This window comes from Pseudofrankia asymbiotica (assembly GCF_001983105.1).
GTDB classification, from domain to species: Bacteria; Actinomycetota; Actinomycetes; order Frankiales; family Frankiaceae; genus Pseudofrankia; species Pseudofrankia asymbiotica.
Genome location: NZ_MOMC01000008.1, coordinates 19,688 through 38,934, shown reverse-complemented (window position 1 = coordinate 38,934; position 19,247 = coordinate 19,688). Strand labels below are relative to the sequence as shown.

The 19,247-nt window shown below is 72.7% G+C and carries 14 protein-coding genes, 1 tRNA gene and 1 pseudogene; 9 read left to right on the top strand and 7 right to left on the bottom strand.

What is annotated here, in order from left to right:
- Positions 1 to 38: 38 nt before the first annotated feature.
- Positions 39 to 314, top strand: a pseudogene (locus tag BL253_RS03145) (alcohol dehydrogenase catalytic domain-containing protein); the annotation flags it as partial.
- Positions 315 to 325: 11 nt separating this feature from the next.
- Here the strand turns inward: BL253_RS03145 and BL253_RS03140 are convergent.
- Complete coding sequence (locus BL253_RS03140) at positions 326 to 1,216, bottom strand: alpha/beta fold hydrolase (RefSeq protein ID WP_081437945.1); 891 nt, start codon at positions 1,214 to 1,216, stop codon at positions 326 to 328.
- A 27-nt stretch (positions 1,217 to 1,243) separates the two neighbouring features.
- On the opposite strand from BL253_RS03140, the gene BL253_RS03135 reads away from it, so the two are divergent.
- A complete protein-coding gene (locus tag BL253_RS03135) occupies positions 1,244 to 1,852 on the top strand; it encodes a TetR/AcrR family transcriptional regulator (RefSeq protein ID WP_076813429.1) in 609 nt (202 codons plus the stop codon).
- A gap of 185 nt (positions 1,853 to 2,037) precedes the next feature.
- Positions 2,038 to 2,415 carry a ClpX C4-type zinc finger protein gene (locus tag BL253_RS45275; protein ID WP_076813427.1) on the top strand — a complete coding sequence of 126 codons (378 nt, stop codon included), beginning with the start codon at positions 2,038 to 2,040 and terminating at the stop codon, positions 2,413 to 2,415.
- A gap of 188 nt (positions 2,416 to 2,603) precedes the next feature.
- Here the strand turns inward: BL253_RS45275 and BL253_RS03125 are convergent, their stop codons facing one another.
- The 4 genes from BL253_RS03125 to recD2 form a co-directional block, all read right to left on the bottom strand.
- Entirely contained in the window at positions 2,604 to 3,434 is an 831-nt protein-coding gene (locus BL253_RS03125) for a class I SAM-dependent methyltransferase (protein ID WP_076813425.1), read from the bottom strand.
- Between the two features lie 252 nt (positions 3,435 to 3,686).
- On the bottom strand, positions 3,687 to 5,288 hold the full coding sequence (locus BL253_RS03120; protein ID WP_076813424.1) for a TROVE domain-containing protein: 1,602 nt from the start codon (positions 5,286 to 5,288) through the stop codon (positions 3,687 to 3,689).
- A gap of 111 nt (positions 5,289 to 5,399) precedes the next feature.
- Positions 5,400 to 5,471, bottom strand: a tRNA-Pro gene (locus BL253_RS42150).
- A 448-nt stretch (positions 5,472 to 5,919) separates the two neighbouring features.
- A complete protein-coding gene (recD2, locus tag BL253_RS03115; protein ID WP_076813714.1) occupies positions 5,920 to 8,154 on the bottom strand; it encodes an SF1B family DNA helicase RecD2 in 2,235 nt (744 codons plus the stop codon).
- A gap of 540 nt (positions 8,155 to 8,694) precedes the next feature.
- Here recD2 and BL253_RS03110 point away from each other — a divergent pair.
- Positions 8,695 to 9,987: a septum formation family protein gene (locus BL253_RS03110; protein ID WP_076813422.1), complete on the top strand. Its 1,293-nt coding sequence runs from the start codon at positions 8,695 to 8,697 to the stop codon at positions 9,985 to 9,987.
- Positions 9,988 to 10,068: 81 nt separating this feature from the next.
- On the opposite strand, the gene BL253_RS03105 is transcribed toward BL253_RS03110, so the two are convergent.
- Positions 10,069 to 10,566 (bottom strand): anthrone oxygenase family protein, encoded by a 498-nt coding sequence (locus BL253_RS03105; protein ID WP_081437944.1) that lies wholly within the window; start codon positions 10,564 to 10,566, stop codon positions 10,069 to 10,071.
- A gap of 167 nt (positions 10,567 to 10,733) precedes the next feature.
- Here BL253_RS03105 and BL253_RS03100 point away from each other — a divergent pair, with 167 nt between their 5' ends.
- The 3 genes from BL253_RS03100 to BL253_RS03090 all read left to right on the top strand — a co-directional run bounded on the left by BL253_RS03100 (position 10,734) and on the right by BL253_RS03090 (position 13,896).
- Positions 10,734 to 11,729 (top strand): AraC family transcriptional regulator, encoded by a 996-nt coding sequence (locus BL253_RS03100; RefSeq protein WP_076813421.1) that lies wholly within the window; start codon positions 10,734 to 10,736, stop codon positions 11,727 to 11,729.
- A 182-nt stretch (positions 11,730 to 11,911) separates the two neighbouring features.
- Positions 11,912 to 13,231 carry a septum formation family protein gene (locus tag BL253_RS03095; RefSeq protein WP_076813420.1) on the top strand — a complete coding sequence of 440 codons (1,320 nt, stop codon included), beginning with the start codon at positions 11,912 to 11,914 and terminating at the stop codon, positions 13,229 to 13,231.
- A 71-nt stretch (positions 13,232 to 13,302) separates the two neighbouring features.
- Positions 13,303 to 13,896, top strand: a complete 594-nt coding sequence (locus BL253_RS03090; protein WP_076813418.1) for a septum formation family protein — start codon at positions 13,303 to 13,305, stop codon at positions 13,894 to 13,896.
- Positions 13,897 to 14,080: 184 nt separating this feature from the next.
- Here BL253_RS03090 and BL253_RS03085 read toward each other — a convergent pair whose 3' ends face one another.
- Positions 14,081 to 14,866 (bottom strand): TylF/MycF family methyltransferase, encoded by a 786-nt coding sequence (locus tag BL253_RS03085; RefSeq protein WP_241834476.1) that lies wholly within the window; start codon positions 14,864 to 14,866, stop codon positions 14,081 to 14,083.
- Between the two features lie 440 nt (positions 14,867 to 15,306).
- On the opposite strand from BL253_RS03085, the gene BL253_RS03080 reads away from it, so the two are divergent.
- Positions 15,307 to 16,809: an amidase gene (locus BL253_RS03080; RefSeq protein ID WP_076813416.1), complete on the top strand. Its 1,503-nt coding sequence runs from the start codon at positions 15,307 to 15,309 to the stop codon at positions 16,807 to 16,809.
- 499 nt (positions 16,810 to 17,308) lie between these two features.
- Positions 17,309 to 19,105: an ABC transporter ATP-binding protein gene (locus BL253_RS03075; RefSeq protein WP_241834475.1), complete on the top strand. Its 1,797-nt coding sequence runs from the start codon at positions 17,309 to 17,311 to the stop codon at positions 19,103 to 19,105.
- Positions 19,106 to 19,247 lie beyond the last annotated feature (142 nt).

Genomic DNA, 19,247 nt, shown 5'->3' with positions numbered 1-19,247 from the left:
GCGAGGGCGAGCGGCGGGCGAGGGCGGAGGAGCACGGCATGCGGGTGGTGTACCTGACCAGGTTCGGCGGTCCGGAGGTCCTGGTGGCCGGGACGGCGCCCGAGCCAGTCCCCGGGCCCCGACAGGTCGTCATCGAGGTCGAGGCGGTCAACGTGACCTTCCTCGACACGCTCATCCGGTCGGGCAACGCCCCCGGGCCGCTCCCGGTCGCCCCGCCGATGATCCCGGGCAACGGTGTCGGCGGCGTCGTTACCTCGCTCGGCCCGGACGTCGACCCCGCCCTCAAGGGTCTGCGGGTGGTCGCCAGCACAGGTGGCTTCGGCGGTTACGCCGAGCGCGCCGCGGTCGCCGTCGACAACCTCGCCGAGGTGCCGGGCGGCCTCGGCGTCGAGGCTCCGTGGCCCACTCCGGGCAGGATCTCCGCGTGGCCGTGTGGCATGAGCGCCACCCGGTCCTGGGCTCGGGTGGGGTGCAGCAGCGGGCTGCGTTCCCCTATCAGGACGAGAGCTGGGGTCTGGATCGCCCGCAGGTCCTCGTCGGAGAGCGGGCGGGGCGCGGGCCGGCGGGTGCGGAACGCCCGCGCGCCCGTCAGCAGCACCTTCCTGAGCTCGGGGACGAGCAGGACCGGGTTGTCCAGCCAGACCGCGAGCCGTCGGCGCAGAGGCGCCGGGGTGAGGCCGGCCATCCCGTTCAGGTACATCATCCAGATGAACCGGGCGCTGACCTTCTCCARGCCGCCGGGGTCGAGCGCGGTGACGCTCACGAGCCGGTCCGGGGCGTGCAGGGCCTGGTTGAGCGCCAGCCATCCGCCGTAGGAGTGCCCGATCAGGTGCGCCCGGGGAACGTCAAGGGCCGCGAGGGTCTGGCCGAGCCACGCCGCGCTGTCCCGCGGGTCGTGGATGGGCCGGCGGGCGACGCTGCGGCCGGGATCACCGACGGTGTCCAGGGCGATGACGGGGCGCTGGGCGCCGAGGGCGGCCAGGAACGGGTACCACTGGACCGCGTTGGAGTTGGCGCCGTGCAGCAGCACGACCGGCACGCCGACGTCGGGTCCGTAGCGATGTACATGGGTGGTGCCGAAGTCGGTCTCCACATCGGCCTCGGTCCACGGCGTCGGCCACAACGCGGCGAAGGCCGCGTCGTAGGTGGCGAGGAATTTGGCACGCTGCTTGTCGCCGCGGAACCCGCCGACCGTCCGGTCCTCGGTAGGTTTCATGGTACGGTTGTACCACGAAGGGACGCGATGCCGAAACGGGTCGACCACGACCAGCGCCGCCGCCATATCGCCGACGCGCTGCTACGGGTCGCGGCCGCACGCGGGCTGCACACCGCCGGGTTCCGGGAGGTGGCGGCCGAGGCGGGTGTGTCGGTGCGGCTGGTCCAGTACTACTTCGAGACCAAGGAGCAGCTGCTGCTGTTCGGCCTGTGCCGGGTGGGCGAGCAGTTCACCGAACGGGTGCTGCCGCGCCTCGCCGCCGCCGGGCTGTCCGCCACGGGCCGGGAGCGGATCGAGCTCGTCCTGCTGGCGACGCTGCCCCTGGACGCCGAGAGCCGATCGCTGCACGTCCTCTACAACCAGTACTTCGCGCTCGCGCTCACCGACCCCGCGCTGGCCGCCCAGCCCTACGCCAGCGACCCCGACACCCTCGAGGCCTGGTTGATCGACCAGCTGCGCGCCTGCCAGGCCGATGGACGCCTCGCCCCCGACCAGGATCCCGCCGACGAGGCGCTCGCCCTCCTCGCCCTGGGTGTCGGGCTCGGCAACGCCATCCTCGGCGGCCGGCGGTCACCGGACGACGCCCGGCGAATCCTCGCGCGCCACCTCGACCACCGGCTCGGCCCGCCGAGGTAGACCGGAGGCGCCGGCCGAGCGCCAGCGGCCCAGGTCCGGCCCGGCGGCGCCCGGGTCATGATCTCGGAACCGAAAGAGCCCTAGGCGGCGCTCGGCCGCCGCGGCTCACCTCGTGCGACGCACCGATGATTCGATCACGTCAAGGCGACCTTGACGCAGCATGCCGTCAGGGTTAGCTTGACGGCATGGCGAACACACGGAACCCGGTGCCCGGCGAAGGCCGGCTGGAGGCGTTGTGCTGCTCCTTCTGCAGCAAGGACAAGGCCGCGGTGACCAAGCTGGTGGCCGGCCCCGGCGTCTACATCTGCAACGAGTGCGTCGACCTGTGCAACATGATCATCGCTGAGGAGCCCGCGCCCGCGTTCGGCACGTGGGACGAGCGCTCGGATGACGATCTGCTGGCCGGCCTGGTGAAGGTTCAGGCGGTGGTGACCCAGGCGGACGCCGCCGTCCATGACTACGTGGACGTGCTGCGCCGCCGGGGCATCAGCTGGACCCGCATCGGAACGGCGCTCGGCGTGTCCAAGCAGGCGGCCTGGGAGCGCTTCTCCGGCGAGGACTGAGGTCCGGGCGAGGGAAGTGCCGGGCCGTTCCAGCGCTCCCCCACTACCTCGCCCTCGCTCGTGGGCCTGGTCGCGCTCGATCTGGCCGCCCCTGGCGGCAAGCACACGAGTCCGCGTCTCCGTCCGGGTACCCAGGAACCAGGTCGACTGACGTCATGGCCGCTCCCGGAGGCGTTCGCCCGGCCCCGCTATGCCGCCTTGGTCGCCCGGACCGCGGCGGTCGTGAACGAGACCAGCAGCTGGCCGTCCGCGAGGGTCGGGCCGAAGCCGGTGGACGGCCCGCCGTCGAGCTCGGCGCGCAGGTCGGCGTAGACGGCGTCCCGGTCGGCCACGTCAGTCAGGATCCGCTCCAGAGGCAGGCTCCTGGAATCCGAGACCTCATCGTGGTCGAGCTCGCCGAGCTCCGAGCGCAGCACCTCCGCCAGCTCCGGGTAGAGCAGCGCGCGCGCGTGCGACGGGTCCATCTTGCGGTGCAGCTGGTCGAACGGCCCGCGCAGCTCGGCGCCCGGCGCGACCATGTCGGAGATCGCCACGGCCCCGCCCGGCCGGCAGACCCGGACCATCTCCGCGACCGGCGCGCCGGGCCGCGGGAAGTGGTGCAGCGCGGACCGGGACAGGACCAGGTCAAAGGATCCGTCCACGAACGGGAGCGCGCTGGCGTTGCCCTCCTGCAGGAGCACGTTCGTGATGCCGGCCGCGGCCAGGCGCTCGCCGGCGAGGCCCAACAGCGCGCTGGTCAGGTCGATGCCGACGACCTGCCGCACGTGCGGGGCGACCTGCTCGGCGAGATGACCCGCGCCGCAGGCCAGATCGAGAACGATCATGTCCGGGTGCAATGGGCCCAGCCACGAGGGCGGTGGTGCCGCCTGAGGAGCGGCGAAGACGGCGCCCTCGCCGGTGAACAACCGGGTCTGCTGGCCGAAGGACCGCCGCACGGTCTCGTCGTGATCGCCACCGGCCTCGCCCGAGGTGCCGCCCGTGCCCGTTCCACCCGTGCCCGTTCCAGAGGTCTCACTCATAGCAATGAGGTCTACCGGTTTCAGGTGGTGTCCGTCTCCGCACAATCGGTCACTAATCATGCTCCAACGGCCAGACGGTCACGCCGGCCGGACGCCCGACGCGAGGCCGCCAGCCCATCATCGCGGACCGCACCCTCCGGTAGTCGTCGACGGGCCCGAGATGACAACCACCGGAGGGCCATAGACAGCGATCACGTCGCCGCCGACGCGACGGATGGCTCCGTCGCGCCGGCTTTCCGCCACCGCCTGGTGTCAGAACGGCCAGGTACCGCGATGGTGGGCGTCGAGATGGCGGAGCATGGTGAAGCCGGCGTCGGTGAGGCCGCCGACGGTCACCCGGTTCGGCGCCGCCGCCACGTGCGCGGCCCGGTAGCCGGCCACGTTGAAGGTGATGATCGGAACGTCGGGCAGGTTGTCCGGGTTGTCGTGCGCCTGCTCGTCCGTCACGATCACGACCCGCGTGTGGCCCGCGTAGGTCGCCCGCAGGGTGGTCCAGGTCAGCGTGCCGCCCAGGTCCGCCCGGCCGTGCCGGTCGACGAGCGGGAGCAGCGAGCCGCCCTTCGGCAGCCGCACCCGCTGGTGCTTCGACCGCGGGTCGTTCCACGTGCCCTGCGCGCCGTAGACGTACACGTCGGCCTGCTCGGCGCGCAGCCCGACCGCGAAGCCGAACAGTGCCGCCGCCTCCGCGCGGGTCAGGGCGGAGCGGGCCGACAGCGGCGAGGCCATCGAGCCGGACTGGTCGACGAGCACCAGCGTCCGGCCCGCCAGCGCCGGCACGTTCGCCAGCGAGTGGGTGACCGCCTGCTCCAGCGGCCACGCCCAGCGGGCCGACGGCGCCGCCTTGTACGCCGCGAGGAACCGCAGCGGGAACATCCGCGACGCGCGGACCTGCTCGGCGTCGGCGAGCCGCGCCGCGACCTGGCCGGCGAGCTCGTCCGAGACCCCGGCCCCGTCGAAGTTCCGCAGGTTGCGGACCTGCGCCATGAGGCCCATCGACGGGAGCATGGCCGACCAGGCGGTGGCGTCCATCGGGCCGCCGAGCCAGCCGGCGAGCGCCTCCCACGTCATCCCGGCCCGCGCCAGCTGGTCCGGCGCGGCGGCGCCCCACGACCGCAGCACGCCGGCACGGTCCGCCGCCGGGATCTCCTCCAGCGCCGCGCGGGCGCGCAGCACCGGCAGGTTCCCGGTGGCGACGGCGTCGTCGTGGTGACGGCGGTCGAGCAGGTAGCGGAACAGGTCGTTCTGCCACGGCGCCGAGGGGGTCGGCCGGGCGAGCTCCACCACGTCTCCGAGGCGGACCGCCTGCCGCAGGCCGTCGTACTTCAGCGCCGCTCGCTCGGTGAACAGCCGCGCCGCCGCGTCGGCGACGCCGCGCTGCACGCCGCCAGGCAGGCTGTTGCGGGCGGGACGGCGGCCGGCGAGCCAGTAGGCGACGAACTCGCCGGGCTCGTCCGCGCGCCGCAGCGCGCCGGCGATGACCGAGCGGACGGTCGGCGCGGACGCGCGGGCCGCGTCGGGCAGGGCCGTGAGCGCCCGGGCGTACTCGGCGGCGGCGACGACCGAGGCCGTGCGCAGGTTCGCGCCGTCGCGCAGCCACGGGATGAGCCGGGCCACCCACGCCGCGTCCTGGGCCGCTGCCTCCCAGAGCAGGCTGACGAAACGGCTGTCCCGCTCGCGGCCGGCCTCATAGAAGGTGTCCTCCGAGACGAGGTTGGTGATCGCGAGCGTGAAAAGCTCGCTCTTCACGTCTCGGCTCCAGCCGGCACCGCCCTCGGCGGCGGCCGTGCGCTCGCCGGTGGTGCGGACCGGGCCGGTCGCGCCGAACAGAGCGGCGGCCTTCGCGAGCTTTCCCATGCTGTCCCCTTTCCACCGGGGGACGCCACGCCGGATATCCGCCGACAGCGGTACCGAGAACCAGATCGGGCGAGGACCAAGGCGTCCTGGACCACTAGACGACGGGACCCGAAGTCCCGGCGGGATTCGAACCCGCGTCACCCCGTCCCGAGCGGAAGGAACCCCACCCTGCACTTCGGTACTGCCGTGGCGCGGGATGGTACCGAGAACCGGGTAGGACGGCGAGTGCCCCCAGAAGGGCTAGCCCCATGGGTGGGGCTATCAGGAGTCGAACCAGAAGTACGCCAGCCAAACACTTCGGTACCGCCGCGCGGATGAGGGTGCCGAGAACCAGGTCCGGGAAGCTGTTTTCCTACTGCTCTGCCACTGAGCTACCCGGCGGCCAGCGGCCGCCGGAGCGGGATTCGAACCCGCGACCTGTAGGTCAGAAGTAGGCCTGCCCGTTCACTTCGGCGCCCAATATCCAGCTGTGACGTCCGAGAACCAACACGGCCGAGGGTGGGATCTTCTTAGCAGGAAGTAACCCTCGGCCTTCACTTCGGACAGGACAAAGCGTACGACCTCGCGGGTCCTCCCGAAACTGGTTTTCGCCGCGCCGTGGCGCGCGTTGACCGCACGGCACGATGACCGCCTACTCGTCGGCGGGCGGTGGCGACGGCGGGGGCGCGAGGGAGACGATGCGGCCCTCTCGGAGGCGGTGGGCGAGRCCGGTGTGGCGGCGGCCGGCGGTGGCGGCGTGGACGGCGCGGCCGATGGCCTTCTTGGAGCCGACCAGGACGACGAGCTTCTTCGCGCGGGTGACGGCGGTGTAGAGCAGGTTGCGCTGCAGCATCATCCAGGCGCTCATCGTCACCGGGACGACGACGGCCGGGTACTCGCTGCCCTGGGAACGGTGGATTGTCAGCGCGTAGGCGTGGGTCAGCTCGTCGAGCTCGGCGAAGTCGTAGGAGACGGTCTCCCCCTCGTCGGTACGCACCGTCAGCGTCTGCTCGACCGGGTCGAGGGCGGTGACGATGCCGAGGGTGCCGTTAAAGACGCCGTTAGCGCCCTTGTCGTAGTTGTTGCGGATCTGGCTGACCTTGTCGCCGACGCGGAACACCCGCCCGCCGAAGCGCCGTTCCGGCGTTCCCGGCCGGCTCGGGGTGAGGGCCTCCTGCAGCGCGCCGTTGAGCGCGCCCGCGCCGGCGGGGCCGCGGTGCATCGGGGCGAGCACCTGCACGTCGACCCGCGGGTCCAGGCCGAACCTGCGCGGGATCCTGTTGGCGACCACGTCCACGGTGATCCTGGCGGCGTCCTCGGCCTCGTCGCAGGCGAACAGGAAGAAGTCCGCCATTCCCTGTACCTGGGGGAACTCGCCGGCGTTGATCCGGTGGGCGTTGCTGACGACACCCGACTGGGCGGCCTGGCGGAACACCTGGGTCAGCCGCACGTGCGGCACCGGGGTGCCGGCGGCCAGCAGGTCGCGCAGCACCTGGCCGGCGCCGACCGACGGGAGCTGGTCGACGTCGCCGACGAGCAGCAGGTGCGCGCCGGGCGCGACCGCCCGGGCGAGCTTGTTCGCGAGCAGCAGATCGAGCATGCTCGCCTCGTCGACGACGACCAGGTCGGCGTCCAGCGGGCGGTCCCGGTCGTAGGCCGCGTCGCCGCCCGGGCGCAGCTCCAGCAGCCGGTGCACGGTCGCCGCCGGGTGGCCGGTCAGCTCGGTGAGGCGCTTGGCCGCCCGGCCGGTGGGAGCCGCGAGCACGACCTTGGCGCCCTTCGCCGCCGCCATCTCGACGATGGAGCGGACGGTGAAGCTCTTCCCGCAGCCCGGCCCGCCGGTCAGCACGGCGACCCTCCGGGTGAGCGCGAGGCGCACCGCCTCGTCCTGCGCCGGGGCGAGGTCGGCGCCGGTCCGCCCGCGCAGCCAGCGCCGCGCCGCGTCCCAGTCGACCGACCCGAACGCCCCCAGCCGGTCGTCGTCCGCCGCGAGCAGCCGCAGCAGCTGGTTGGCGAGCGACACCTCGGCCCGGTGGAACGGCACCAGGTAGATCGCGGGAACCGGCTGCTCCGGGTCGTCGCCGGGGATCTCCTCGCGCTCGACGCCGCCCTCGGTGACCAGCTCCGCCAGCGCGTCGATCACCGCCGGCAGCGGGACCTCGAGGATCTTCGCGGCGTCGGCCAGCAGGCGCTGCTCGGGCAGGTAGCAGTGCCCGTCGCCCGTCGACTCGGACAGGGTGTACTGCAGGCCGGCCTTGATCCGCTCGGGGGCGTCGTGCGGGATGCCGACGGCCTGGGCGATCGTGTCCGCGGTGCGGAAGCCGATCCCCCACACGTCGCTGGCCAGCCGGTACGGCTCGCGGCGCACGACGTCGATCGACTCGTCCTTGAACTTCTTGTAGATCTTCACCGCTAGCGAGGTGGAGACGCCGACGCTCTGCAGGAAGACCATCACCTCCTTGATCGAGCGCTGCTCCTCCCAGGCCGCGGCGATCGCCTTCGTCCGCTTCGGGCCGARCTTCGGCACCTCGATGAGCCGCTCGGGCTCGGTGTCGATGACGTCGAGCGCGTCGACGCCGAAGTGGTCGACGATGTTCTCGGCCAGCCGCGGCCCGATGCCCTTGATCAGGCCGGAGCCGAGGTAGCGGCGGATGCCCTGGACGGTGGCGGGCAGCACCTGCGTGTAGTCCTCGACCTGGAACTGCCGGCCGTGCTGGGGGTGGCTCCCCCACCGGCCCCGCATCCGCAGGAACTCCCCCGGCTGCGCGCCCAGCAGCGAGCCGACGACGGTCACCAGCTCCCCGCCGCGCCCGGTGTCGACCTTGGCGACCGTGTACCCGGTCTCCTCGTTGGCGAAGGTGATCCGCTCGAGCACGGCGTCCAGCAGCGACCACCGGACCGGCTCACCGGCAGCCGACGCCGGCGACCGACCACGCCCGGCGCGCTGGCCTCGCTCGGGCTGGCTGCGCGCCGCCGGCTCCACGGTCACCGCCTGGACCCCCTCCCTCACCGTCTCCCGCGGTCGCGCTGCCCGGCCGCCGTCGCCGCGGCCCCAGCGTGGCCGGACCGTCCACGGCCGCCGACCGTCCGCGCTCGTGGATCAGCGTAAGGGCCGCCTCCGACGAATCCGCCCGGCGTCCGGTCGTCCACCGCACCAAGCCCGCGGGTACCGTCCCGCCTCGTCTCGTGCCCGCGGCACTCGTCGCGTCAGGTTTTCGCTACCCACAGTAGTTCATGATCCCCGAAAGTGTTAAGAAGGGGACCTACCGCGTGAATCGGTGTTAATAGCCGATATCGTCCGCGCCACAGTCCGCGCGCCGTGACCTCCGGCGGACCGAGCGGAGCGACGACGGCGCAGCCTGGCTCGCTTCCCGACTCGGCCGCTGACGGTCAACGCGCCCGACGCGATGGGTGGAACAAGACAACCGTGGCCGACGAGACCCCGCCGACGCCGGGATCACCCTGGCCCGCGCAGACCGGCCAGACGGGCAGGCTGCTGTGGCGCCGGCGGCCGGGACTACCCGACCCGGGCACCACGGGCGGCACGGGTGGCATGGGCGGGATGGGCGGCACGCCGGCGCCAGCCAGCTGGCCGCCGCCGCTCGAAGGCACGGTCGCCGACGCGCCGGAGGCGAACCCGCCGCACCCGCTCGCCCAGCCAGGCCCGCTTGGTGGTCCATGGGCCCAGAACATGACCCCGGGCCTGGGTACACCGCCGCCTCCCGCGGATGGGCCACCGATGCGGATACTCACGCCGCAGGGCCAGCCGCCCCCGCGCCGGCCCCGCGGGCGCGTCGTGGCCGCCGTGGTCGGCGGTGTCGTCGTCCTGGTCGTGCTGCTGGTGGCCATCGGGGTGGCCGTGGGCGGTGGAGGGGGCGACAAGAGCGACGTGGCCGCGTCGACCGCGGGGCCGTCCAGCACCGCGACGCCGAGCCCGACCGCCGAACCCGGGCTCGCCCAGGGCGGCTACGAACTCGGCCACTGCTACCGCTGGGACCGAGGCGGCTCCTCGACGAGGGTCGACGACGTCCCCTGCGACCGGCCGCACCTGTTCGAATCGGTCAGCGAGGACGCGGCCGACCTCAGCGCCGAGTTCCCGGCAGGCGCCCCCCGTCCGCTGGCCGACGACGAGTGGGCGGGCATCTACGACCGGTACTGCCGGACGCTGGTCGAGGCATACCTGGGATATCCGCTCGACCCCCACGGGCGGTTCTCGATCCTCGCGATCGTGCCGAGCGTGGCGGGCTGGATCCAGGGGGACCGGAAGATCCACTGTGGCATCGGCGCCTACGCCCCCACCCCCGAGAAACCCGACAACGACCTTTTCACGGGCTCGGCGAGGGGCGCCGACCAGTCGAAGGTCTACCCGGTCGGCACCTGCCTGGCGAAGGACACGACCGRCACCGGGCCGGTGACCTGCTCCACCCCGCATCAGCACGTGGCGATCGGTGACATCCGCTTCACCGAGCCCGCGGGCGCGGCGTCGCCGTCCGCCGAGGCGTTCGCCGAGCGGGCCGGCCAGCAGTGCGGGGCGGTCGCGCGGGCGTTCTTCGGCCCCTCCTTCCAGCAGACCTCAACGGTGAACATCAGCTGGTTCACCCTCGCTCCGGAAAGCTGGCAGGCCGGCAGCCGGTCGGTCAGCTGCCTCGTCAGCTACTTCACCGACGCGGGCAGTCCCCGCGCGATGACCGGCGACGCCCGCGACCCGGCCCCGGCCTGACCGGGCGTCCCGCCGCGCCGGCGGATCGGTCTGGCCCCGAGACCCGGTCTCGGGGCCAGACCGATCCGCCTCGATCCGCCGCTAACGAGGCCGGTGGGTGAGCACCAGCGCGTATCCGAGGCAGCCGAAGGCGGCCGTCGTCGCGGCGGTGCGGACGATGTTCCAGCGGATCCACGCGTCCTCGAAGTGGGCCCGGACGGCCGCCAGGTCGGTGATCTGGCCGACCGGGCCGGCGGCGTCGAGGGCGTCGTTCAGCGGGACGTTCGCCGCGACGGTGACCGCGAAGGCGACGACGTTGAGCGCGAGCCCTGCGGCCACCCACGGCAGCGCGGCGCGGCCACCGGCCGGCAGGTGCGCGGCCCCGGCGGCGAGCGCGAGCAGCGGGGCGCCGACGAACACCAGCAGGAACCAGCCGTTGAGGATCGCGACGTTGATGAACTGCATGGTGCTCACGAACGTGCGGTCGTCGGTGGACCGCAGCCCCGGCATCACCGAGCAGGCGTACGCGTAGTAGATCCCCGCCATCAGCCCCGTCGTCAGGGTCGCCGCCAGCAGCGTCCCGATCCGCGCGCCATTCACGGTTGTCTCTCCTCTGGTTCGGTGGGGCCGGCCCGGGTCGCGGTCGGGGGGAGGCCGCCGCGCCGGGGCCACCTCCATTTCGCCGCGGCCGGTCGGTCGTGACCATCGCCGAGAGGCTCCGGCGCATACGCCGTCGTCCACGCGGACAGTCGATCTAGACTTCCGGTGTGGACACGCTCGCCGGCCTGTTGGACGGTGCCCGGGCGCGCGGGGCGTTCCTGCTGCGGGCGATGCTCACGTCGCCCTGGTCGCTGCGGATCCAGGACCGGGCGCCGCTGACGGTCGTCGCGCAGTGGCGTGGCGAGGCCTGGTTCTCGTTCGACGACGCGAGCCCGCCGGCGCGGCTCGGGCCGGGCGACGTGGCGGTCGTGCGCGGCCCGGATCCGTACACCGTGGCCGACCATCCGTCGACCCCGCCGCGGGTCGTGATCCACCCGGGCCAGCGCTGCGCCACGCCCGACGGCGTCGACCTGCACGACGTCATGGGCCTCGGCGTGCGGACCTGGGGCGACGCCCTCGACGGCGAGACCGTGATGCTGGTGGGCACGTACCAGCTCGACGGGGAGGTGAGCCGGCGGCTGCTCGACGCCTTGCCGCGGCTGCTCGTGCTGGCGGGCGACAGCTGGGACAGCCCCGTCCTGTCGCTGCTCGCGGACGAGATCCCCCGGGACCGGCCCGGCCAGGACGCGGTCCTCGACCGGCTGCTCGACCTCCTGCTCATCGACGTGCTGCGTGCCTGGTTCACCGGCGGCGGCGACGGCGATGGCGATGGCCGAGGCGGCGGAGACGGGGGCGGAGCGGGACGTGAGCCGTCGTGGCTGCGGGCGCACACCGACCCGGTGGTCGGGCGGGCCATGCGGCTGCTGCACAACAACCCGGGCCATCCGTGGACGGTCGCGACGCTCGCCGCCCACACCGGGGTCTCCCGCGCGGCGCTCGCCCGCCGGTTCACCGACCTGGTCGGCGAGCCGCCGATGACATACCTGACCGGGCTGCGCCTGGACCTCGCCGCCACCCTGCTGCGCGACGAGCGGGGCGTGACGCTGGAGGCCGTCGCCCGGCGGGTCGGCTACGGCAGCGCCTTCGCCCTGAGCAGCGCGTTCAAACGGGTCCGCGGCGTGAGCCCCGCCGAGCACCGCGCCCGCCTGTCCGGCGTCGCCTGATCACGGCCGGCGCCAAAAGGAGCCTTCCTCGCGAACCGCGCGAAGCGGGCGATACTCTGTGCGCCGCAATCCGCACGCCACCGCGCCAGACGGCCGGGTGGACCGCGCCCCGGCGGGCGCCGTCGCGTCCCCACGGCCGCGGGCGGTCTGGCATCCGAACGAGGAGCGAGGTCGACACAGCCGTGGCGGACGAGGATTCCCCCGAGCCGACGCCTGCCGGGCCATCCGGCTCGACGCCGGACGCCAGTGCCAGTGCCAGTGCCGGCGCCGGCGCCGGCGCCACGACGTCCCCGGGCGACCAGCGGAGCGGCGGACATGACCCGGACGACCCGTTCGCCGGGCTGGTGCTCGACGAGTCGTTCATCAAGAAGGCGTCGGTCTACGAGGCCCCTGCCCGCACCCGCGCGGCCGTGCGGCGGCACGGCGCGCCGGGGACCCCCGGCCGACCGGCCGCCCGCCGCCGGGGGGCGATGGGCAGCCCGCCCTCGCCGCGGGACTGGAGCCCCTCCGAGGCCCCGGCCCGTCGCCGCCGGACGCGGCTCGTCGGCATCTCCGTGGGCCTGGTCGCGCTCCTCTCGCTCGGTTACTGCGCCGTGCTGCCAGCGCTGCGCGGCGGGAACCAGCAACCCGCTTCGGCCGGAGCGGCACCTGGCACGCCCCAGCCAGCGAGCTCCGATTTCGCGGCGACCGCGGCGACCGCGACGCCGACCGACCAGAACCTGATCGACAACCAGAACTACAAACGTGGCGGTTGCTACATGTGGGACCAGGATCGGGACGTCGTCCACGCTGACGGCGTGCCCTGCGCCCAGCCGCATCTGTTCGAGGCCGTCGAACAGACGCCGATGGACAGGGCCCAGTACCCGCTTACCGCGGCCTATCCGACGCTCGACGAATGGCACGCGATCATCGACCGTCACTGCGCCGCTCCCCTGGCGAACTTCCTCGGCTATCAGCTCGACCCGCATGGCCTCTTCGGCGCCGGCGCGACCTACCCGTCTGAGGAAGGCTGGCCGACCGGGGACCGCACGCTCGTCTGCGGCCTGTCTCACAAGTGGTACGACGTGAATCAGCCGTGGGGCCGCTTCTACCCGTTCACCGGCCCGGTCGAAGGCGCCGACCARTCCTGGATCTATCCCACGGGTTCCTGTCTTGCCAGCGACAAGAATCGCTTCCTCGGGGTCATCTCCTGCGAGACACCGCACTCGGAGGTCGTGATCGGAAAGGTCACGCTGCCGGGCGCGCCAGGTTCGGCCGCCCCGAGCGAGAGTGYGTTCTCCGCGTTGGTGGAGCCGCGCTGCGAAGCGGTGGCGCGCGACTACCTGGGGCCCACGTTCCGGTCGTCGGCGACCGAGCGGGCAGGCTGGATGACCATCGAGCCGGAGAGCTGGGCCGCCGGGACCCGCTCACTGAACTGCCTGATGTACTTCACGACCCCGTCGAACGAGCCGAGGCCGGTCACCGGCGAGCTGAGCCGCGCGAACCAGGGCGTGCCCGCGTGACCCGCGTGACCCGCGGCCTGGTGTGACCGTTTCGGGCGAGGCGGAGCGACCAGGAACAAGAGGTCGAGAAGGTGTCTGACTGGAAGCCGCACCGGAAGCCGTTCTGGCGGGGATCGGGCGGGGTCGCACTGGACGTCGCGCTCGTCGCGGCGGTGCTCGCCCTGGGCTGCGCCCTGGTGGCGTCGAAGGTGGGCCACCCAGACGACGCGGCCGTCGAGATGGCCATGACCACGGCGGCGCCCGCGCCGACGGCGTCCGGTGAGGCGAAAGGCGCCGACCAGTCCCTCGTGTACCCCGTGGGCTCCTGTATCGCCGAGACGGCGACCGAGGTGCGCGGCACCGTGCCCTGCGACCGGCCGCACGAGGCGGTCGCCGTCGGCACGATCACGCTGCCCACCGGGCCGAGCAGCGAGCCGCCGACCGGCGACCAGTTCGACGCGCTCGCCGCCCCGCGCTGCATGGACCTCGCCAAGGCCTTCCTCGGGCCGGACTTCCACGACTCGCCGACGATGCGGACCGGCTGGCTGCGTATCTCACCGGAGAGCTGGCGGGCCGGCTCGCACAGCTTCACCTGCACCGTCGACTACTCCACCGAGACCGGCGGCCGCCGGTCGGTCACCGGCGCCCCGCCCCGCGCGACCGCCCTCGCCGGCGGCGGTGCCTGACGCCGCCGCGCGAACCGGCCAGCCTCGGCCGGCCGGTGGCCAGGCCGCCGGCCCGAGCCGAGCCGAGCCGAGCCGACCAGCCTCGGGTCGGGTCGCGCCAGGCCCGCCATCAGCCAGATTGCCTGAGCCGGCCCGGGTCGGTGATCCAGACCCGACGCCGGCTCAGGCGGACGTGCTCGACCGGTTACCCGGCCCCTGGGAGGCGCCAGAACACCGCGTCCTGATCGATCTTGATCAGGGGCGCGGTGATGCCGTGCGCGGTGTGGAAGTCGTGCACCGCCTCCTGGCAGGCGGGGATCATGTAGTCATCGATGATCACGAACCCGCCAGGCGAGACCTTCGGATACAGGCTGTTGAGCGCGTCCATGGTCGACTCGTACAGGTCACCGTCGAGCCTGAGCACCGCTATCCGCTCGATCGGTGCCGTGGGCAGCGTGTCCCGGAACCAGCCCGGCAGGAACCGGACCTGCTCGTCGAGCAGCCCGTAGGCCTCAAAGTTGGCCCGCACGGTGTCGAGTGAGACGGCGAGCACCCCGTTGGCCAGGTGCAGCGGAGTCTGCTGGTCGCTGGGATGGCTGTCCGGGCCGCTGACCGGCATTCCCTCGAACGAATCGGCCGCCCACACCAGCCGGTCGGTCACTCCATATGCGCGCAGGATGGCCCGCATGAAGATGGCCGTCCCGCCGCGCCAGACTCCCGTCTCGACAAGGTCGCCGGGAATCCCGTCACCGATCACCGTGGCGATGCATTCCTGCACGTTGTCYAGCCGGGCGCGCCCCACCATCGTGTGTGCCACGCTCGGCCAGTCCTGACCGGTCGCGCGGCGGGTGTCGTCGAACTCGGACTCCGGCCGCATACGGCTCGGGATCGGCGGATCACGATAGATCGTATTGGTAAGGATGCGCTTCATCAGGTCGAGGTAAAGGTCGTTCCCGAGTTGTTGAGCACTCGGTGACGGCGCCAGCGTCACGTGATGTCCAATCTCGCGGAGGTACGTCCGCGGGCGGCCCGGTTTTACGCCGGGCATACAGGGATGGCAGGTGACTGCTGGCCAGAACCGTACTGTGTCGATCACCTCATCGAACGTCGTTTCCAATAATGTTCAAGATGAGAACCGGCGCTCCGGATCGGGACGCCCACCGCCCCCGTCCGGCCGGGCGGCCGGCCGGCCGGCCGGCCCACAAGACACCAGGGTCCCGACCTGGGCACGACCATGTACCACGGCGCCAGGCCGATACGGGCCGGAGCACGAACTCCCCGCGCCGAGATGACACGATCGACGCGGCTGACGCGCCCCGGACCACGGACCATGGTCCGCGGGACGACACGGGATACCGGGCAGTCCGGTCGCGCGGCAGACTTGCCTGGCCGGCGCAGCCGCCGGACGGCCGACGTCATGGTGGAGGGTCGATGGACTTCGCGCGGTACCGGTCACTGGACGGGCTGGCGATGGCGGAGCTGGTGGCCAGCGGCGAGGTGAAGCCGGCGGAGCTGCTCACCGCCGCTCGCGAACGCGCCGCGGCCGTCAACCCGAAGATCAACGCGATTGTCCGTCCGATGGACGCCATCGCCGACCAGAGGCTCAACGAGGAACTGACCGGCCCGTTCGCCGGGGTCCCGTTCCTGCTCAAGGACCTCGGCCAGGATTACGCCGGCGTGCCGACGTCGGCCGGCTGCCGGGCGCTCGCCGACAGGATGGCCACCGAGCACTCGACCGTCGTGCAACGCTGGCTGGACGCGGGCCTGGTCATCTTCGGCAAGACCAACACCCCCGAGTTCGGCTCCAAGGCGATCACGGAGCCCGCGCTGTGGGGACCGGCGCGCAACCCGTGGAACCCCGCGCACACCCCCGGCGGGTCCTCGGGCGGCTCCGCGGCGGCCGTCGCCGCCGGGATCGTGCCCGTCGCCGGGGCGAACGACGGCGGCGGCTCGATCCGCATTCCCGCCGCCTGCTGCGGGCTGTTCGGGCTGAAGGCCGGGCGCGGCGTCATCCCGCACGGACCGGCCGACGCGGAGGGCGGCACCGGCCTGTCGACGCACGGCGTCGTGTCCCGCTCCGTGCGCGACACCGCCGCGATGCTCGATCTCCTGGCCGGCGCCGACCCGTACTCGCCCTACCTGCCGGCCGAGCAGCCGCCCGGCCACTACCTGGCGGAGGCCGGCCGTGCCCCCGGGCGGCTGCGCATCGGCGTGCGGGTGACCTCGGCGCTGAACCCGTCGCCGTCACCCGACGCGGTCGCCGCCGTCGAGGGCGCGTCCGCGCTGCTCGCCGAGCTCGGGCACGACGTCGAGCGGGTGGAGCCGGTCGTCGACGAGCGGGCACTCGCGACCGACTTCCTGACCTACTGGTTCGTCAAGTCCGCCCGGCTGGTCGCCGAGGCCCGCGAGGTGCGGCCCGGTGACGACGGCTTCGAGACGGACACGCTGATCACCGCCGAGATGGGCCGGGCCACCAACGCGGTGGCGGTGCAGCGGGCCGTGGAGCGCTGGCATGGCTACACCAGGGCGCTCGTCGACTTCCACCGCTCCTACGACCTCCTGCTCACGCCCACTCTCGCCCGCGAGCCGCTGCGGGTCGGCGAGATCGCCACCGCGGCGCGGGAGCGCGCCGCGGGGACGCTCATGGTGCGGCTGCGCGGCGGAGCGCTGCTGCGCCGGCTCGGCCTGGTCGAGAAGGCCGTGCTGGCGAACCTGGGCTGGGTGCCCTACACGCAGCTGTCGAACATGACCGGACGGCCCTCCATGAGCGTCCCGCTGCACTGGACGGCCGGGGGGCTGCCGCTCGGCGTCCAGTTCGTGGCGGCGCTGGGCGGCGAGGGCACCCTGCTGCGCCTGGCCGCCCAGCTGGAATCGGCCCGGCCCTGGTTCGACCGCCACCCCCCGGAGGAAGCGCTGACCACCGGCTCGCGCTGACACCCGCGTGTCCGTAGCCGGGCTCAGGGCGACCGACGCGCGGTGTTCCTGCCCGGCTCGGGGATGATCCGCGCGCCGCGGGCCGGTCGTCAACGGCGTGGACAACGCGGTGTGGCATGTGGCGGGTGGTCGGCGGAGAAAATTCGGTGGAGAAAATGAGGTGCGGACTCGGGCCTGGACGGGCGATCCTGGTTCGGTGGACAACGGAGCGGAGCACACGGGTCGCCGCGCGCCCAATCCTTGGCGCAAACGCGCCAGGGCGCGTCGGCGGCGTTCGCGGACGCATCCGCCGGCAGCGCCGACCGTTCTTTCCAGTCAACAGGAAGCCCTTCTGGAATGGGCTCGGCGAGCCGGGCCGGACCCTGACGGAAGCGCCGCTGTCACGCCGGGCACCGCGACGGCCGCGGCGACCGGAGACGGGAGTGAACAGGCGCCGCCGAAGCGGCGGCACGCCGGTCTCCGCTCATACCTGCGGTTCATTGGCACATTCCGCCGGCCGATGTCGGTCGTCATCACCGTCTTCGTCCTCGCGGACGTCTTCCTCGCCGTCATCCCGCTCTTCATCGGGCGGTTCGTCTCGGCGCTCACCGCGACCCCGCACGGCCACGTGCTCGCCTTCACGATCGCGCTGATCGGCTGCAGCATCGGACACGACCTGTTCTGGCGCGGCGCCGAGCTCCTCTACATGCGGCTGCTCAACTCACGCCCCTACGACTATCAGAACCTGCTGTTCCGCCGGGTCATCAACCAGGAGTACCCCTATTTCTCGAGCCGGGCGACCGGCAAGATCAGCGGGTACGTGCGCACACTCGGCCAGGAGTTCCGCGAGTTCCTCGACAACGTCTGCTTCAACTACGTCGACCTGGTCGTGAAGCTCCCGTCACTCGTGCTCATCATGTTCACGGTGAACCTGCCGACGGGCCTGCTGTTCACCGGCTCGATCGCGGTGCTGTTCGTCGTCGGGCGCAGGACGGCGGCCCGGTCCGCCCGCGAGGAGAAGAGCTGGACCGACGTCAACGCCGACATGGAGAGCTACATCCTCGACGTCGTCTCCAACTTCGTCAGCGTGAAGTCGTTCCGCCGCGAGGAGGCGGAGCACAYGCTGGTGGTGGAGCGCCGCCGGGATGTCGTGCGGCAGGCCAACCGGTCGATGCTCTGGGCCATCGTGTTCTGGGGCTCGATGAGCCTCGTCGTGCGCTACCTGGTCTGGCCGGGGGCGATTCTGCTGAACCTCTGGCTGTACCAGCGCGGCGAGCTGACGATCGGCCAGCTCACCACGTTCCTGGCGGCGCTGGTCATCTTCTCGGACTTCATCTGGGGGACGATCTGGGAGATCTCCCAGCTGAACCTGCGGCTGGCGCGGGTCGAGGAGGCCTACGGCTACCTGTTCGACGAGCGTGACGTCCTCGACGACGCCGCGTTCCCCGACCCGGACGCGGTGGGCACGGACGAGATCCCGCTCCAGCCGGTGGCCGGCGCCGGCCTGGCCGGGCCGGGCGCGACCGCTGGGACCGCGGAGGCCGCGGGCGGCCCGAGCGGCCCGGCCGCCGCCCTCGGGCGGCTCGAGCTGCGCGGCGTGACGTTCGCCTACCCGGACAACCCGGGGTCGCGCGTCCTCGACGGGGTGGCGCTGGCGATCGAGCGGCACGAGAAGGTCGGGATCGTCGGACGCAGCGGCAGTGGCAAGACGACGCTGCTCAAGCTGCTGCTCGGCTACTACGCCCTGCCCCTCGATGCGGTCGCGCTGGACGGGCGGCCGGTGCCGAACCGCCGGCTCGCCCGCGCGATCTCCTACGTCCCGCAGGACATCTCGCTGTTCCACCGCTCGATCCGCGACAACATCACCTACGGCGCGCCGGGCGGGATCGGCGACGCCGAGATCGAGCAGGCCGCCCGGCGGGCGCACGCCCACGAGTTCATCGCCCGCGCGGCGAACGGCTACGACACCCTCGTCGGCGAGCGCGGCATCAAGCTGTCCACCGGGCAGCGGCAGCGGATCGCGATCGCCCGCGCGTTCCTCGACCACAAGCCGCTGCTGGTGCTCGACGAGGCCACGAGCGCGCTGGACAGCGAGAGTGAGCTGCTCGTCCAGCACGCCCTGGAGGAGCTGTGGAGCGAGCGCACCGTCATCGCGGTCGCCCACCGGCTGTCGACCCTGCTGCGGATGGACCGCATCGTCGTCCTGGACGGCGGCCGGATCGTCGAGCAGGGCAGCCATCAGCAGCTGCTCGACACCGAAGGTCACTACTACCGTCTCTGGCAGCAACAGTCCGGCGAGATGCTCGTCAACGACTGACGCGACGCTTGGCGATGAGCCCCACGGGTGCGGCCTCGGGCAAGGCCGCACCCGTGGCCATCGTGCCGACCGGGCCTTAAGCCCCCGCGCGGGCTCCACCGATCGGTCCCCGCGACCGGTGCCGCGCGGCAGCGCATGCACC

Bases quoted from the DNA above. Each gene is read 5' to 3' on its own strand.
- BL253_RS03080 (WP_076813416.1), top strand. From the start codon at position 15,307: ATGGACTTCGCGCGGTACCGGTCACTGGACGGGCTGGCGATGGCGGAG.
- BL253_RS03135 (WP_076813429.1), top strand. From the start codon at position 1,244: ATGCCGAAACGGGTCGACCACGACCAGCGCCGCCGCCATATCGCCGAC.
- BL253_RS03125 (WP_076813425.1), bottom strand. From the start codon at position 3,434: ATGAGTGAGACCTCTGGAACGGGCACGGGTGGAACGGGCACGGGCGGC.
- BL253_RS45275 (WP_076813427.1), top strand. From the start codon at position 2,038: ATGGCGAACACACGGAACCCGGTGCCCGGCGAAGGCCGGCTGGAGGCG.
- BL253_RS03120 (WP_076813424.1), bottom strand. From the start codon at position 5,288: ATGGGAAAGCTCGCGAAGGCCGCCGCTCTGTTCGGCGCGACCGGCCCG.